Annotated in this window: 14 protein-coding genes and 1 pseudogene; 12 read left to right on the top strand and 3 right to left on the bottom strand. The window is 43.8% G+C overall.

Annotated elements, in window-relative coordinates:
- The first annotated feature begins 9 nt into the window (after window positions 1–9).
- From VK080_RS13780 to VK080_RS13770, 3 genes are all read left to right on the top strand, one after another.
- Window positions 10–768: a (S)-benzoin forming benzil reductase gene (locus tag VK080_RS13780; RefSeq protein ID WP_324225346.1), complete on the top strand. Its 759-nt coding sequence runs from the start codon at window positions 10–12 to the stop codon at window positions 766–768.
- A 300-nt stretch (window positions 769–1068) separates the two neighbouring features.
- Window positions 1069–1821 (top strand): type I methionyl aminopeptidase, encoded by a 753-nt coding sequence (gene map / locus VK080_RS13775; RefSeq protein WP_324225345.1) that lies wholly within the window; start codon window positions 1069–1071, stop codon window positions 1819–1821.
- A 46-nt stretch (window positions 1822–1867) separates the two neighbouring features.
- Window positions 1868–2632 carry a cobalamin-binding protein gene (locus VK080_RS13770; protein WP_324225344.1) on the top strand — a complete coding sequence of 255 codons (765 nt, stop codon included), beginning with the start codon at window positions 1868–1870 and terminating at the stop codon, window positions 2630–2632.
- A 113-nt stretch (window positions 2633–2745) separates the two neighbouring features.
- Here the strand turns inward: VK080_RS13770 and nhaC are convergent, their stop codons facing one another.
- Window positions 2746–4110, bottom strand: a complete 1365-nt coding sequence (gene nhaC, locus VK080_RS13765; protein ID WP_324225366.1) for a Na+/H+ antiporter NhaC — start codon at window positions 4108–4110, stop codon at window positions 2746–2748.
- A gap of 479 nt (window positions 4111–4589) precedes the next feature.
- On the opposite strand from nhaC, the gene VK080_RS13760 reads away from it, so the two are divergent.
- Together VK080_RS13760 and VK080_RS13755 are read left to right on the top strand one after the other, a co-directional pair.
- A complete protein-coding gene (locus VK080_RS13760; protein WP_324225343.1) occupies window positions 4590–5318 on the top strand; it encodes an AzlC family ABC transporter permease in 729 nt (242 codons plus the stop codon).
- The gene (locus tag VK080_RS13755; protein ID WP_324225342.1) at window positions 5315–5608 is read left to right on the top strand and encodes an AzlD domain-containing protein; all 294 of its coding nucleotides are present in this window, start codon (window positions 5315–5317) and stop codon (window positions 5606–5608) included. Before VK080_RS13760 ends, VK080_RS13755 begins: the two co-directional genes overlap by 4 nt.
- Before the next feature lie 49 nt (window positions 5609–5657).
- Here the strand turns inward: VK080_RS13755 and VK080_RS13750 are convergent, their stop codons facing one another.
- Complete coding sequence (locus VK080_RS13750; protein WP_324225341.1) at window positions 5658–6524, bottom strand: cation diffusion facilitator family transporter; 867 nt, start codon at window positions 6522–6524, stop codon at window positions 5658–5660.
- Window positions 6525–7038: 514 nt separating this feature from the next.
- Between VK080_RS13750 and VK080_RS13745 the strand changes: the two genes are divergently transcribed.
- The 3 genes from VK080_RS13745 (at window position 7039) to VK080_RS13735 (ending at window position 10270) form a co-directional block, all read left to right on the top strand.
- A complete protein-coding gene (locus VK080_RS13745) occupies window positions 7039–8238 on the top strand; it encodes an MFS transporter (RefSeq protein ID WP_324225340.1) in 1200 nt (399 codons plus the stop codon).
- Window positions 8239–8630: 392 nt separating this feature from the next.
- Window positions 8631–8864, top strand: coding sequence for an IDEAL domain-containing protein (locus tag VK080_RS13740; RefSeq protein ID WP_324225339.1), 234 nt, complete (start codon window positions 8631–8633; stop codon window positions 8862–8864).
- Window positions 8865–8998: 134 nt separating this feature from the next.
- Window positions 8999–10270: an MFS transporter gene (locus tag VK080_RS13735; RefSeq protein WP_324225338.1), complete on the top strand. Its 1272-nt coding sequence runs from the start codon at window positions 8999–9001 to the stop codon at window positions 10268–10270.
- Between the two features lie 231 nt (window positions 10271–10501).
- On the opposite strand, the gene VK080_RS13730 is transcribed toward VK080_RS13735, so the two are convergent.
- On the bottom strand, window positions 10502–11416 hold the full coding sequence (locus tag VK080_RS13730; protein WP_324225337.1) for a zinc dependent phospholipase C family protein: 915 nt from the start codon (window positions 11414–11416) through the stop codon (window positions 10502–10504).
- 180 nt (window positions 11417–11596) lie between these two features.
- On the opposite strand from VK080_RS13730, the gene VK080_RS13725 reads away from it, so the two are divergent.
- The 4 genes and pseudogenes from VK080_RS13725 to VK080_RS13710 all read left to right on the top strand — a co-directional run.
- Window positions 11597–12304, top strand: coding sequence for a response regulator transcription factor (locus tag VK080_RS13725; RefSeq protein ID WP_324225336.1), 708 nt, complete (start codon window positions 11597–11599; stop codon window positions 12302–12304).
- Window positions 12301–13302, top strand: a complete 1002-nt coding sequence (locus VK080_RS13720; protein ID WP_324225335.1) for a sensor histidine kinase — start codon at window positions 12301–12303, stop codon at window positions 13300–13302. The genes VK080_RS13725 and VK080_RS13720 overlap by 4 nt, the downstream gene beginning before the upstream one ends.
- 104 nt (window positions 13303–13406) lie before the next feature.
- Entirely contained in the window at window positions 13407–14171 is a 765-nt protein-coding gene (locus VK080_RS13715) for an ABC transporter ATP-binding protein (RefSeq protein ID WP_324225334.1), read from the top strand.
- Window positions 14146–14910: pseudogene (locus tag VK080_RS13710) on the top strand (FtsX-like permease family protein); the annotation flags it as partial. The gene VK080_RS13715 and the pseudogene VK080_RS13710, both read left to right, overlap by 26 nt.

Here is a 14910-nt window from a genome sequence, read left to right as displayed (position 1 = left end):
GGTCATTTTATGCGACATGCAGTCGTTACAGGTGTATCGAAAGGGTTAGGGGAATCCATCGCCAAGCTTTTAATGGAGTCTGGTGTTCACGTAACAGGGGTTTCCCGCAGTACGAATAGTAATTTAAACGATGTGGCATCAGAACATAATGTGACGTATCAGCATTTTTCCTGTGATTTAGGGGATTTGGAAGCAACAGAAAAGACATTTCAGCAAATCGGTGAGGATATCTTTTCACAGGAACCGGATACGGTTTATTTAGTTAACAATGCAGCGGTGTTGGAACCGATTGATAAATCCATGAATACGAAAAGTGCTGATGTGGCCAATCACATCCAAGTAAATACAACAGCCCCAATGATAGTGACGAATTTATTTCTGAAAAAAGCTGCTGATCAGGATGTCCGGTTTATCAGTACAACGATTACCTCAGGTGCTGCGGAAAGGCCTGTATACGGTTGGAGTGCTTATTGTACATCCAAGGCCAGTATTAATATGTTTACAAAAACAGCAGCACTCGAACAGGATGAATTAAAAACCCGAAGTAAGGTCATCGCATTCAGTCCGGGGATTATGGATACGGAAATGCAGGAAAGAATTCGGGAAAGCGACCGTGACGCTTTTAGAGATGTTGAACAGTTCCGGGAATATAAGCAGCGTCATATGCTGAAAGATACGGATACCGTCAGCGGTGTTCTGGTTGATATTTTGACCGATGAAACAAGTATTGAAAACGGGAAGATATATCGTGTGACGGATTACCTTTAAACAGTTCTTTTATAGCGATATTATCAAATCACAAAAATGCAGGGGATTGTTTTTCCGCTGCATTTTCTGGCGTTTTCATAATGAATGCTGTGCGATTTATGATACAATTATTGAAGTGAACTGATATGATTATTATGCCATGTTGTTAAACCGTCTTAACGGGCAGTAGGTTTCTTACTCGATCGGTGAAAAAATGCCATAGCTGGATACTACCTGTTAAGAAGGATTCTCTATGGAAGAAACCGCTCCGTTGAATAAAATTTCACTTTTAGAGAAGATTTTGCAGAAGGGAAGAACCGTATGATAACACGTAAAAGTAAACGCGAAATTGAAAAAATGCAGGCGGCTGGTGATGTACTCGTCAAATGCCATAAAGAGATAGCCAAAATGATCAAGCCGGGGATTACCACAATGGAAATTGATACCTTTGTGGAAAAGTTTTTGGCAGAGCATGGTGCAACACCTGAGCAAAAGGGGTTCAGCGGCTATCCATATGCCACTTGTGCCTCGGTGAATGACGAGATCTGTCACGGTTTTCCAAGGGATGAAAAGCTTGTTGATGGCGATATTGTCACGATTGACATGGTTGTTAACCTGAACGGCGGGCTTGCCGACTCTGCATGGACGTATAAGGTCGGAACACTCGATGAAGCCGGTGAGCGACTGCTTGACGTAACGAAAACATCACTTTACAAAGGAATCGAGCAGGCCCGGCCAGGGAATCGGATTGGGGATATCGGGCATGCGATTCAAACATATGCTGAAGGTGAAGGATTTTCAGTCGTACGTGATTTTACCGGGCATGGTATTGGACCGACTTTGCATGAAGATCCGCACATCCCGCATTTTGGTTTGCCGAACAAAGGAACACGGTTGAAAGAAGGCATGGTTATTACCATTGAGCCGATGATTAATGAGGGTAGCTGGCAAAGCAAGATGGATGCCAACAACTGGACGGCACGAACGGTTGATAAAGGACGTTCCGCACAATATGAGCATACCGTTGTGATTACAAAAGATGGCCCATTGCTGACAACTGAGCAGGATAAATAATGCAAGGAATGCGACGTTAAGTGCTTTTGCAAAGGGGGAGCTATTGATGCGCGTTGTTTCGATTTGTCCCAGCAACACCGAAATTGTCGAGTACCTTGGCAAAACGGACTTGCTTACCGGAGTTGACAATTATTCCGATTGGCCTCCACAAGTTCTGCAGCTGTCGAAAGTCGGACCGGATCTGTCGATTGATATGGATAAAGTGGAAGCATTGAAGCCTGATATAGTGCTCGCCTCACTGAGTGTCCCCGGTATGGAAAAAAACATCGAGGCACTTGATGAACGCGGATTGCCCTATATTATATTGAATCCCAATTCGTTGGACGAGATTGCTGATGATATCGAGAGAGTAGGCACTGCACTGGGTGAGAAGGACCTTGGCGCGGAAAAGGCAGCTTCTTTTCGCAGTGAATTGGAACATTTTCGTGAACAGGCTGAGAAGAAGGAACATAACCCTTCTCTTTATTGGGAATGGTGGCCGAAACCGGTTTTCACACCGGGGAGCGTCAATTGGCTGACTGAAATCAGTCGTTTGGCAGGCGCGCGCAATATTTTTGATACCGAAGATAAAGCGAGCGTCCAGACAGATTGGCATGATGTTAAAGCGCGTAACCCCGACCACATCTGTATGGTCTGGGTAGGTGTGAAGACGTCCAAAATGCGGCCTGAACTTGTTCGCAGAAGGCCGGACTGGCATGAGATGAAAGCTGTCCGGGAGAATAACATTCATGTTCTTGAAGAATCACTTTTTTGCCGACCATCACCAAGGCTCCTTGAAGGACTGCGGAAGTTGGCAGCTATACTGGAATAAGGAAAGAATCCCCTTGACTTAAGGGGATTTTTTAAAAAAGATACTGATACGTTCGATTCTTTAATTTTTCTTTTAATATGGGTTCTGTGGTATTTTTTATTTAAAAGTCACATCTATCCTTTCAATCTCCTCCCACCAAAAATCATCGTGATAATTGGGCTCAGCAGGCAGAAGAATGAAAACGGCAGATAAGTCAGCACGGAGACCCCGAGAACATCAGCAATAAATACTCCGCAGACACTCCAAGGTACGAGTGGATTGATGACGGTTCCGGCATCCTCCAGTGTCCTGGAAAGCACCTTATTGGACAATCCACCCTTTTGGTAAATCCCTTTGAATGTTTCACCGGTTAACATGACGGAGAGATACTGTTCTCCAATCAGCACATTGACCCCAATCGCAGTTCCGGCTGTTGAAACAATGATCGCCCGCACTTTTTGCAGTTTTTCCTGGAATGAGGACAGAATCGACGGGATAATACCGGTCACAAACAACAGCCCACCAAACCCGAGTGCCAAAATGACAAGTGAAATCGTGAAAAGCATGCTGTTAATGCCGCCTTTCGTTAACAAGTTATTAACAGGTTCGAAACCGGTCGAGGCGGTATAGCCATTGAACCAGATCCCCCATATATCAGACCAGGGAAGCCCACTTGTCATACCAGCTAGTAAAGTTGCAGCCACACTGCTGAGGGCGAGTGAAATAAATGCTGGTACCCTGAAAATAGTCGCCAGAACGAGAATAATAAGCGGTATCCAGGATGTCCAGCTGATTAACCCGGTCGCTTCCAGACCTGACATATACGCATCAAGATTTTTAACGGCAATTGCTTCACCAGGTGACAAAATCGCAAATAAAATAAAAGATATCAAAAATGCCGGAATTGTTGTCAGGCTCATATGTTTAATGTGGTCGAATAAATCCACCTGAACAATGGTTGATGCGATATTGGTTGTATCAGACAATGGCGACATTTTATCACCGAAAAAGGCACCGGAAACGATCGCTCCGGCAGTAATCGCCATGGATGCATCCATCGCACTTCCCATTCCAATAAAAGCAACTCCGATCGTAGCTGTTGTTGTCAGTGAGCTGCCGAGCGAGACACCAATGATGGCTGTAACGGCGAATACAATTGCATAAAACCAGGTTCCCCCGATAAATGTAAAACCGGTACTGATTAAGACGGGAATCGTGCCGCTGATGATCCAGCTGCTGATCAAAATACCAATCAATACAAATAGGAAAACGGCTGCCATACCGGATCTGGCTCCGGCAATCATACCTTCCTCCAAATCCTTAAACGAAATCCGTCTGATGAGCCCATACGTCACACCAAGCAGTACGGCAATTAATATTGGAATGTGTGGTGCTGTTCCAAGCCCAATTAAGAAATAGCTGATAAGCCCGATTGTCAACACAAGAAATACAATCGACTCCGATAGAGCGGGGTGATGTTTTGGCTGTACAGGAAACATCATGATAGCCTCCTTCGTTCATTCAAATAAAAAAAGCCTCATCCACAAATAGGGACGAAGCTTGTTCTCCGCGTTACCACCCTGATTGATGAGTACTGCTGAAATAACTTCAAACGATATTAGCAGTTTGAACGTTATTTCAGAAAAACTCATCCACTCAAAGAAAAATATCCGTCTGATCTGAATGTGTAATTCGAATTTTATCTTGCCGGGGCTTTCACCTGCCGTCCCGTCTCTTATTGCTGCTCAGACAAACTTCTACTGCGCATTCACGGATTTTGATATACAGTTAGATTACAATTGACTATACATGGTATGTTTATGATTTGTCAATGTGTATTATTTTGAATGATATGTGAAAAGTGATTCCGGAGTTGAAGTGGGATATGATGCCTGCCCCTTGTCCCGTGTTATTACTTTTTCTATAGCGTGAAATAAGTTATAATAGTTTTAATTTTCACTAGTGGGAGGGGACGAGAATGGAGACAGACGTATTGGACAAACATAAATCATCCCCAACAATTTACATGGTGCGAAAGGGAATAACAGTTGGGTTTCCGATTATGCTCGGGTACTTGCCGATAGCCATTACATATGGGGTGCTGGCGAAACAGGCCGGAATGACACTGACTGAACTAACATTAATGAGTGTGATGGTTTTCGCAGGCGCAAGCCAATTCATGGGAGCGAATATGATCGCTGTCGGTGCCGGCGCATTGGAAATTATTGTTGCAACATTTGTGCTCAATTTCCGGCATTTTGTGATGAGTTTATCATTCATGAATCGCTTGCGGGAGATTGGACTGAAGTGGAAAGCGCCTTTATCGCTGGGGCTGACAGATGAAACATTTGCTGTGTCATCTTTACATACGAAAGAAGCAAAAATGGAAAAGGGTGCTTATTTTTATGGAGCCCTGATTTTAACAGCGTATTTCTCATGGATTATCGGTTCTTTTCTGGGCGGTATTCTGGGTGAAATCATTCCCGAGCAATTGAGCCAAAGCATGGGCATTGCATTATACGCCATGTTTATCGGCTTGCTGATCCCGTCGGTGAAAAAAGAATGGCGTGTCGGTCTTGTGGCGGTTATAGCCATGCTGATTAATGTCATCTGCAGCCAGTTTATGAGTGAAGGATGGGCCATTGTATTTGGAACGGTTCTAGGCGGATTAAGCGGTGTATTGTTGCTGAAGGAGGATGAATCATGATTTTAGCTATTATCGTCGGTATGGCGCTGGTAACCATGATTCCAAGGGTCATACCGGCATTCATCGTAGATAAGCTGCAGTTTCGTGACTGGATAAACCGCTGGCTTAACGCCATTCCATATGCGGCTTTGGGGGCGCTGATTTTTCCCGGGATTCTGAGTGTTGTCCCTGATCAGCCGTTAATCGGTCTGTTAGGTGGTGTCGCTGCGGTGATACTTTCATTTTTGGGACTAAATGTTATCTTGGTAGTTATCGGGGCCATTGTGACAGTTTTTCTGCTGACAATGTAATCAAATATTTAATGACCATTAAAAAGCTGCCCGTCACGGACAGCTTTTCTCATTCATAGGGCTCAATATGAATATGTGCATACGGGATATTATGTTTTTCCCGTAATAATGTCTCGATTCTTTCTGTTATGGCATGACTTTCCTTTACAGTTAAATTTGGGTTGACAAGAATCGTGATGTCGATAAACGCCTGATTCCCATGAATTCTTCCTTTTATATCCACTACTTTTTTGACTTCCCGGACCTTTGCAATACTCGTTTTTATTATCATGATTTGCTTTTCATCAAACCCATCCGTTAATGTATGCGTGGCATCTCTGAAGATATCCCATGCAGTTTTGCAAATGATAACGCCAACTACTAGTCCTGCCAGCGGATCTAGCCAATAAAGCCCTGATTGTGCCCCGATGATTCCAACAAATGCCCCCAGACTGACCAAGGCATCTGAACGGTTATCCTGTGCAGCGGCGTTGAGTGAACTGCTGCCGATTTTTTTGGCTAGTGAAACATTATATCCGTAAACAATAAACATGACTGCAGCTCCTGCAAGGGCGGTCCAGGCTGTGAGCATACCGGGCTGGACAGTCGCATCAGCAAATAACTGCTCAAATGTGTCAATAATCACCTGTAAGCCGACTGTTACAATCACGAAAGCTGCAAACAACGAGGCAACGGTTTCTGCCCGGTAATGACCATAATGGTGATCTTCGTCAGGTGGCTTCCTGGAAATTTTAAGTCCAATCAATACAGCAATTGAAGCAACTATGTCTGTCGTGTTATTTAGCCCATCTGCTCGCAATGCCTCTGAATTGCCGATCGAAGCAATGATCAACTTGGCTGTTGCTAAAACAACGTAAGCACAAATGCTGATCCAAGCGCCTTTTTCCGCTTTTTTTAGATTATCAGCCTGATCCATGGAAAAGCCCCCATCACGTTTGAGATAACAGCCATGTCCCTTCTTTAGGAATAACAGTCTATCAAAGTACGATGCGGTGAGTCCAGAGAAACATAAAAGGGTGTGGCTATATATTTTGTGTTAATTGAAGGAAGTTTCGTCAGCACAAAAATCGTAAAGAATAAATCCGGCAGTCAGGTAAATAGTAAATTTAGTGATGATATATAAGAGGATGTTCAAAAAGTCCGGTAACAATGACACATCGAACAGGGGATCTTCTGCTGAAACCGTCCACGTCCTGTGGCGGGCGCAGAAGTCACGACAAACAAGAGAAACCCGCTCCTTGGAAAAGAAAAACGCTTTTCCTGCGTGCGATGCGGATTCGGTGAAGCATTCCTTGTGCTCGAAACGACGCCGCCTCGAACATTGACACGATTGACGTGCTATTGCTGGCGCCCGTGATTGTCGTCGCGAATTTAGCCGGCCGGTCCTTGTTATCCTCCTTTTTGAACACGCACTATAAAGGAGAAAAATTATGAAGGAACAACTCACGGAACGGGAAAAACGCTGGGCGGTTATTTCACTGGCATCAATCCCGCTGATTATGACCTTGGGGAATTCAATGCTCATTCCAATTCTGCCCGTTATGGAACAGGAGCTTGACATTTCGAAGCTGCAATCCAGTTACATCATTACATTATATTCTGTTGTCGCCATTTTTTTGATTCCTGTTGCCGGGTTTTTATCGGATCGGTATGGCAGGAAGATGGTCATCATTCCTTCGTTAATCATTACCGGAATTGGTGGATTATTGGCCGGATTGGCGTCCCAGCTGATGGATAACGCGTTTTTGATTGTTCTTGCCGGGAGGATACTGCAGGGGATTGGCTCATCAGGGGCTTTTCCAATTGTGCTGCCGCTTGTGGGCGATATGTTTAAGGATGATAAGGAAGCAAGTACAACGTTGGGCATTGTTGAAACGTCGAATACAGTCGGTAAAGTGCTGAGCCCGATTCTTGGAGCGGCCCTTGCCGCGATTGTCTGGTATTTGCCATTTTATTCGATCCCGGTGTTTTGTGCTGTTTCCGTTTTAATGGTTGCGTTTTTGATTAAGGATAAGGGAGGGGAAGAAAAAAAGACACGATTTAAGGAATATCTGGGTTTTGCAAAGGATATCCTCAAAGAACACGGCAGGTGGCTGTTTGCCGTGTTTATGATTGGTGCCATCTTAATGTTTATCCTATTTGGATTCCTGTTTTATTTATCCAGCATCCTGGAAGAAGACTATGGCTACAAAGGTATTTGGAAAGGGGTATTGCTTGCTGTTCCATTATTGGCGTTATCCATTGCTTCATTTGTAACAGGAAGAAAGATAAAAGATCAATTGAATGTCATGAAGTGGGTGACCTTCATTGGCATCATTCTGACAGGAGCTTCGGTCGCCGTGATACCGTTCACCGATCAGCCCATTTATCTGTTGACCATTTTCCTGATTTGCGGGACCGGGATCGGCATGGCCCTTCCATGTCTGGACGCTTTGATTACAGAAAGTCTGGAAAAAAGCGTTCGTGGTGTGATTACATCGATATATAGTGCCATGCGTTTTATTGGTGTTGCAGCGGGACCACCTGTAATCGCTATTATGATGAAAGGCAACATTAGCTGGATGGCAAGCGTTTTGGCCATTTTTGCGCTGCTGGCAGGATTCCTGGGCTATCGGAACATAAAACCTTAATTTGCCGAGGTCCGATTAAAATGCCATAAAGAGGTTGTTCAAAAAGTCCGGTAAAAATGCATGTCGAACAGGAGATCTTCTGCTAAAACCGCCCACGTCAATTGCCAACGCAGAAGTCACCACAAACAAGAGAAGCCCACTGCTTGAAATTGAACCGCCTCGAACTTCTCGGTCCTTTTTCCCCAGCATTTAATAATCAGTAACCCGCCAAAAAACGGCAGCTAACTGACCATAAATGCCCGATTCAGTTCAACTGACATTCAGCGGAGAAAATCATTCCGCTGAATGAAGTTTCACTTTATCCTCCTTTTTGAACACGCACATAAACTTTTACTTGCAAATATTTTAATTATTTAGGATAATGGAAAAAAGGAACAAGGGGGAAATGTTCCATGAAAAAGCAGAAAATGGCCTATCAGCTTTATCGTTATGCCGGTCAGCCAATGAAAGCCAAACGGGACGTGCCGTATGAATTGAAATTGACAGCACAAATGATGTTGGATGAACTGTGTTTTAAATGGAATAAACAACAATTGGTAGCTGCTATCAATCATGCCATTGATACAGGTGATCAAGAGAAATTTATACAGTTAAGTGATGAATATCGTCATTATATCTGGGAATAAGCCTGATTTAACCTGAATGCCTTGCCAGTGTTTGGTAAGGCTTTTTTATGTTGCAAAGTTTGTGGATTTTTTACGGAAAATTAATCTTATTGCATGGTTAATCTGATATGCTTGAGAAAAGGGGGGAGAAACTAATGAAACGCAAAAGGGTTTTTAGCTGGATGTTATATGATTTTGGTAATTCTGCATTTGCCACGACAATTATGGCTGCAGTCCTGCCGGTTTTTTATTATGATGTGGCTGCTGTCGGACTGGAAGAAAACCTGGCAGAGAGTTATTGGGGTTATTCGCAGTCAATTGCCGTTTTAATTGTTGCTATTTTAGCTCCGATATTGGGTGCCATCAGTGATTATTCGGCAGCCAAAAAGAAATTTCTGCGGTTTTTTGCGTTTATGGGGATGATTGCGAGTATTCTGCTGGCATTTGTCGAAGAAGGGCAATACATATTCGCTTCTATTTTATTGATTATCGGAAATATCGGTTTTTCTGGTGCGAATGTATTTTATGATGCATTTTTGCCGGAAATTGCTAAAGATGAAGATGAAATGGATAAATTGTCTGCCGGCGGTTTTGCATTTGGCTATATTGGTGGCGGCGTATTGCTTGCTGTCAATATTTTGATGATTACACAATACAGCTGGTTCGGCATACCGGATGTGACAACAGCAAGTCAGCTTTCGTTTGCCTCGGTCGGATTATGGTGGTTCATTTTTTCCATCCCGCTTTTGAAAAACATCCGCGAAGAGAAAAAAACATTGGTAAAACGGGAAAAGTCGTTTGTGGCAATCGGGTTTTCCAGAGTGACCAGCACATTTAAGGAAATCAAACAGTTTAAATATCTGCTGATTTTTCTGATTGCCTTCTGGATGTATAATGATGGTATCTCCACCATTATTCGAATGGCAACGATTTATGGGCGTGGCATCGGCATTAATTCAAATTCGCTGATCATCGCATTGTTGATCACGCAATTTGTTGGGATTCCGTTCACATTTTTCTTTGGCTGGCTGGCGACCAGAATTACACCAAAAAGAGCATTGTATTTGACGTTATATATTTATGTTGGCGTGGTTATTCTCGGCTATTTTATGGCAACTGCACTACATTTTTATCTTCTGGCCATATGTGTCGGTATGGTACAAGGCGGCGCACAGTCACTGAGCAGATCCATTTACGGACGGATGGTTCCGGCTAACAAGCAGGCTGAATTCTTTGGGTTCTACGGTATTTCCTCCAAGTTTGCAGCCATTTTCGGTCCTTTCCTGTTTGGACTTGTCGGACAGCTGACAGGATCAAGCAGACTGGGGATTGTGTCCTTGCTTGTATTTTTTATAGCTGGTATCATTTTACTAAGGTTTGTCAATATTGAAAAAGGTATCCAGCAGGCCAAACAATATGCGAAATGATATAGATTGATAAACGGAGAAAGGTGATTTATGATGCGGATTAACAATGTTCGAAAGGTCCTGTATACCATTTCTAAAATTCTGGGTGATGTTAATGCCGTCAAAAAGGGGAGGGTCGGCAAAAGAATCGGTCGAAGGGTCACTGGAAAGGCAACAGGCAAGATGATGCGGAAATTATTTAAATAGGTACAAAATAAACTACAGGGGCACTTAAAAACAGTGCTCCTGTGGTTAGACAATGGGTTCACTGTAGTGATTAACGAGGTTCAGCGCCAGCGGTTTGCCAGTATCATAAGAGATATTGCCAATCAGTTCGCCAAGGCGTTTTTTAATTATGTTATCACCTGTGTTCCAATACGCAATCACATCTGACATGATGTCGACCCCTTCTGTCCAGGCCTGATTGTACAAGTCAATAAAGCTTTTGGTGCATGGTTCATTTGTCGCCGGATGGTACCAGGTTGTGTGTTCCAGGTTTAAATAATCGGCATCTTGTTTAATCGGCTGGTGTGAATAGGGGGAAATCAATGGTTTTAATAAAACATTTTTCCACCCATACGGATCAGCCAGCAGTTTCAGTGCCAATTTCATATCCCGATAGGCTTTTTGGAGATAGTCATTTGAACGTGGGCTGATTTCGGGATAATGGGCAGTAATCGCTGCATGAAGCAAATTGATAATGCGCGCATCAAGTTTGGTACCAACATCAATTTCAGTATAAACATGTGCCTTCCATGTTTTTAAATGATAGTATTTTTCCATCATCAATGTGTCAATCAGCACTTCCAGTTTTTGATGATTATTTCCCTCATATCCCGCACGGTAATGGATATAAGGATGGGCATTCCGGTCCAGGATGTGGTGTGTTACAAATCCGAATATATACGCTTGTGTCCTGTCATCCATATCTTTCCCCCGGTCAATTATATCCATCAGGAATTCCCCGCATTTTTCCCGATGCAGTTTCAGGCCAATATCGTTAACAGGCTCATTTTTGATCCATGGCCAGAAATTATAATAAAACAAGGGATCTGGTCCCTGTGCTCCCAGTTTCATGTATGCATCATTATGCAAAAATAAATTTGGATTTTCGATCGAATCCAGCACATTCTCACAAAATAGGATATGTGTCCAGATATTTGGCATAATGTATTCCTCCCACCCGCTACTATATATAGTATATCAAAATACTTACTAGTTGGGACACAGGGTCAGACCCTGTGTCCCATTTATGAACAGTGGGACAAAGGGTCAGACCCTGTGTCCCATTTATGAACAGCAGATGTTATAATATGAACACATCACAATGTGAAATGAGGGTAATATGTGGAAAAAGTCATGATTGTGGAGGATGACCTGAAAATAGCTGAGCATTTACATACATTTATTGGAAAATACGGGTATAATGTCTTAACAGCAGACGACTTTGATAATCTGATGGATACATTTCGCACCTTTCGTCCGGATTTAGTCCTGCTTGATATTAACTTGCCGCGTTTTGATGGTTTTTATTGGTGCCGGCAAATTCGTCTCGAGTCGATTTGTCCGGTCATTTTCATTTCCGCTCGGACTGGCGAAATGGATCAGGTCATGGCACATGAGAATGGCGGGGATGATTTTATTACAAAACCGTTTCATCCGGACGTCGTCATGGCGAAGATCCGCAGTCAATTGCGCAGGGCCTATGGAGCCTATGCTTCGGGGCACAAGGAACGTATTCTGCAGAAGGACGGTTTGAAACTTTTACCGGAACGTCTTGAGCTCAGATTTGGCGACAATACTGTATTACTCACCAAGCGAGAGACGGATATCATTGAAAGCCTCATGAACAGACATCCACGAGTGGCCGGCCGTGAAGATTTACTGGAGAAATTATGGGATGACCAGACGTATGTTGATGAAAATACGCTCAACGTCAATATGACACGGGTCCGCAAAAAATTTCAGGAACTTGGGATCACCGGTGCTGTTGAAACTGTTCGGGGTGCAGGTTATCGGCTCCATGTGACTTGGAACGGAGTGGAAGAATCATGAAGCTGTTCATCAGGGAGCATCGATTGCTGATTGGGCTGCAGATCGCCCAGTCCATTCTTGTTTGTGTCATTCTATGGCTTGATGGAACCGGCGATATGGCGACAGTTTTCTATGCCATCTTTCTCGCTCTTTTTCTATTCAGCTGTTATCTTCTATACCGCTATGTCACACGGCGCAAATTTTACAAACGACTTGAGACACCAATGGCATCGCTTGATGAATCACTTCAGAAAACCGAACACGTTCCAGTTGCCGAAGCATTCGATCAGCTGCTGAAATCCCAGTACAGACTATACCAACAAAAAATCAATGAAACTGAAACGAGGAAAGAAGAGCACTTGACGTTTATTGACCGCTGGGTGCATCAAATGAAAACACCGCTGTCAGTCATTGAATTGACGGCACGGGACCTCGATGAGCCGGAATCATCCAATATCCGCGAAGAAACGGAGCGTATCAAAACAGGATTGAATACGGTTTTGTACATGGCACGCCTCAGGACAATTGAGCAGGATTTTCGGATAAAGCCGGTGTTGCTGGAAAACCTGGTTCATGAGGTTAATCAGGACAATAAACGTTATTTTATTCGCCATGATGTTTATCCCAAGGTGGATACGGAGCGATCAGGAATCACCGTCGAATCGGATGAGAAATGGCTTTTGTTTATCATGACACAGCTTATCCATAATGCGGTAAAATATTCGGCCGGAAAGAGTCATCACGTCATGCTTTCGTTATATGAACGGGAGGAAGCGGCTATTTTTGAAGTGAAAGATTTTGGCATTGGTATTCCTGAAGAAGACAGGAAGCGAGCTTTCAATCCATTTTATACGGGCGCAAATGGACGCCAGTACCGGGAGTCGACCGGTATGGGGCTATTTCTCGTTAAAGAGGTGGCTGATCATTTGGGACATGGGGTTGAAATGGAAAGTGTTGTTGGCAAAGAAACGACATTCCGCGTTGTGTTTTCACCGGCCCAAAACATTACACAAATGTAAGCTAATTGAAAGACCAATCGATCGTTTGTAAAGGACATAGGGCGATACACTAAAGACAGAGGTTTTTCGGGTGTTGCATTTCGCCCGGTGAAAGGGGTATAAATATGCTGCAAGTGAAAAATGTAAGCAAAGTGTATGAAGGAAAAGTCGCCTATCGTGCCTTGTCAAAAATCGATCTGGAAATTGAAAAGGGAGAATTTGTTGCCATTATGGGGCCATCGGGAAGCGGGAAAACAACACTTCTCAACATGGTTGCCACCATCGATGAACCGACAACTGGTGAGGTGCTGATTGAGGAAAAAAATCCGCATCTCCTTGGTAGGAATGATCTGGCCAAGTTTCGCCGCCGGGAATTGGGGTTTGTTTTTCAGGAGTTCAATCTGCTGCATACGTTAACGGTGGAGGAAAATATCGTCCTGCCACTGACTTTAGACGGTAAGCGCGTGAGAGAGATGAAACAGAAAGCAGACGCAATTGCCGAAGAACTGGGCATTTCCGGCATCATGAGCAAACGAGTCCATGAGATTTCCGGCGGGCAGGCACAGCGGGCAGCGATTGCCAGAGCGATGATCCATCAGCCCAAACTGCTCCTGGCCGATGAGCCGACCGGAAATCTTGATTCCAAATCATCCAAAGATGTTATGGGCATGCTTGAAACACTTAATAAAAAAGAAAACACAACGATGATGCTTGTGACGCATGATCCGCAGGCGGCAAGCTATGCGGACCGGGTTGTTTTTATCCGTGACGGCAAGCTTTATTCGGAAATTCACCGTGGCAAAAGCCGGCAGACGTTCTTCCAAAGCATCATTGACACGCTTTCCTTGATGGGAGGGGATGACAGTGACTTTTCGTCAGTTCGCGATTAATAATGTCATCCGCAACAAGCGTTTATATGCTGCTTATTTTTTGAGCAGCCTGTTCACGGTAATGGTTTTTTTCACATTTGCCATTTTTGCCTTTCATCCTGCATTCTTTGATGGGTCGATAAGAGGTGAAGTCTTGTATGGTATGGCAATCGCAGGCGGCATCATTTATGTCTTTTCTTTTTTCTTTGTGCTGTATTCGATGAGTTCATTTTTACAATCGCGTAAAAAGGAATTCGGCTTGTTGATGATGCAGGGGATGTCCACAAGGCAAATCAGGTTGATGGTCTTTATGGAAAATATGTTAATCGGCTTTTTTGCGACCTTAAGCGGGATTTTGCTTGGCCTTGTGTTTGCCAAGGCAATTCTCTTGCTTGCGGAAAATGTTTTGGTGATTGATGAGGCACTTAATTTTTACTTTCCGTTGTGGGCCATTCTCGTAACGTTTGTGTCATTTATCGTGCTGTTTTTGTTCATCTCGCTGTTCGTATCATTTATTCTCCGACCCGGAAATTGGTCGATTTGATTAAGGGGGATAAACAGTCTAAAGGTGAGCCAAAAGCGTCTGTTACGCTCGCGATTATTTCCGCGCTATTGCTTGCCGCCGGTTACGCAACGGCTCTGTTAGTACAGGGGCAAGGTGTGATCATTGCCATGTTGCCGGTTATCATTGTCGTGACAATCGGGACGTATTTATTGTTCACCCAGTTGAGTGTTTATGTGATTCGTCGGTTGAAGGGCA

Source organism: Lentibacillus sp., assembly GCF_035301925.1.
GTDB lineage: Bacteria > Bacillota > Bacilli > Bacillales > Amphibacillaceae > Lentibacillus.
Note: the sequence above shows the minus strand (reverse complement) of the source record. Positions and strands in the feature narration are given on the sequence as shown.

Excerpts from the sequence above, each read along its gene's own strand:
- VK080_RS13780 (WP_324225346.1), top strand. The coding sequence starts at position 10 with ATGCGACATGCAGTCGTTACAGGTGTATCGAAAGGGTTAGGGGAATCC.
- map (WP_324225345.1), top strand. The coding sequence starts at position 1,069 with ATGATAACACGTAAAAGTAAACGCGAAATTGAAAAAATGCAGGCGGCT.
- VK080_RS13770 (WP_324225344.1), top strand. The coding sequence starts at position 1,868 with ATGCGCGTTGTTTCGATTTGTCCCAGCAACACCGAAATTGTCGAGTAC.
- nhaC (WP_324225366.1), bottom strand. The coding sequence starts at position 4,110 with ATGTTTCCTGTACAGCCAAAACATCACCCCGCTCTATCGGAGTCGATT.
- VK080_RS13760 (WP_324225343.1), top strand. The coding sequence starts at position 4,590 with ATGGAGACAGACGTATTGGACAAACATAAATCATCCCCAACAATTTAC.
- VK080_RS13755 (WP_324225342.1), top strand. The coding sequence starts at position 5,315 with ATGATTTTAGCTATTATCGTCGGTATGGCGCTGGTAACCATGATTCCA.
- VK080_RS13750 (WP_324225341.1), bottom strand. The coding sequence starts at position 6,524 with ATGGATCAGGCTGATAATCTAAAAAAAGCGGAAAAAGGCGCTTGGATC.
- VK080_RS13745 (WP_324225340.1), top strand. The coding sequence starts at position 7,039 with ATGAAGGAACAACTCACGGAACGGGAAAAACGCTGGGCGGTTATTTCA.
- VK080_RS13740 (WP_324225339.1), top strand. The coding sequence starts at position 8,631 with ATGAAAAAGCAGAAAATGGCCTATCAGCTTTATCGTTATGCCGGTCAG.
- VK080_RS13735 (WP_324225338.1), top strand. The coding sequence starts at position 8,999 with ATGAAACGCAAAAGGGTTTTTAGCTGGATGTTATATGATTTTGGTAAT.
- VK080_RS13730 (WP_324225337.1), bottom strand. The coding sequence starts at position 11,416 with ATGCCAAATATCTGGACACATATCCTATTTTGTGAGAATGTGCTGGAT.
- VK080_RS13720 (WP_324225335.1), top strand. The coding sequence starts at position 12,301 with ATGAAGCTGTTCATCAGGGAGCATCGATTGCTGATTGGGCTGCAGATC.
- VK080_RS13715 (WP_324225334.1), top strand. The coding sequence starts at position 13,407 with ATGCTGCAAGTGAAAAATGTAAGCAAAGTGTATGAAGGAAAAGTCGCC.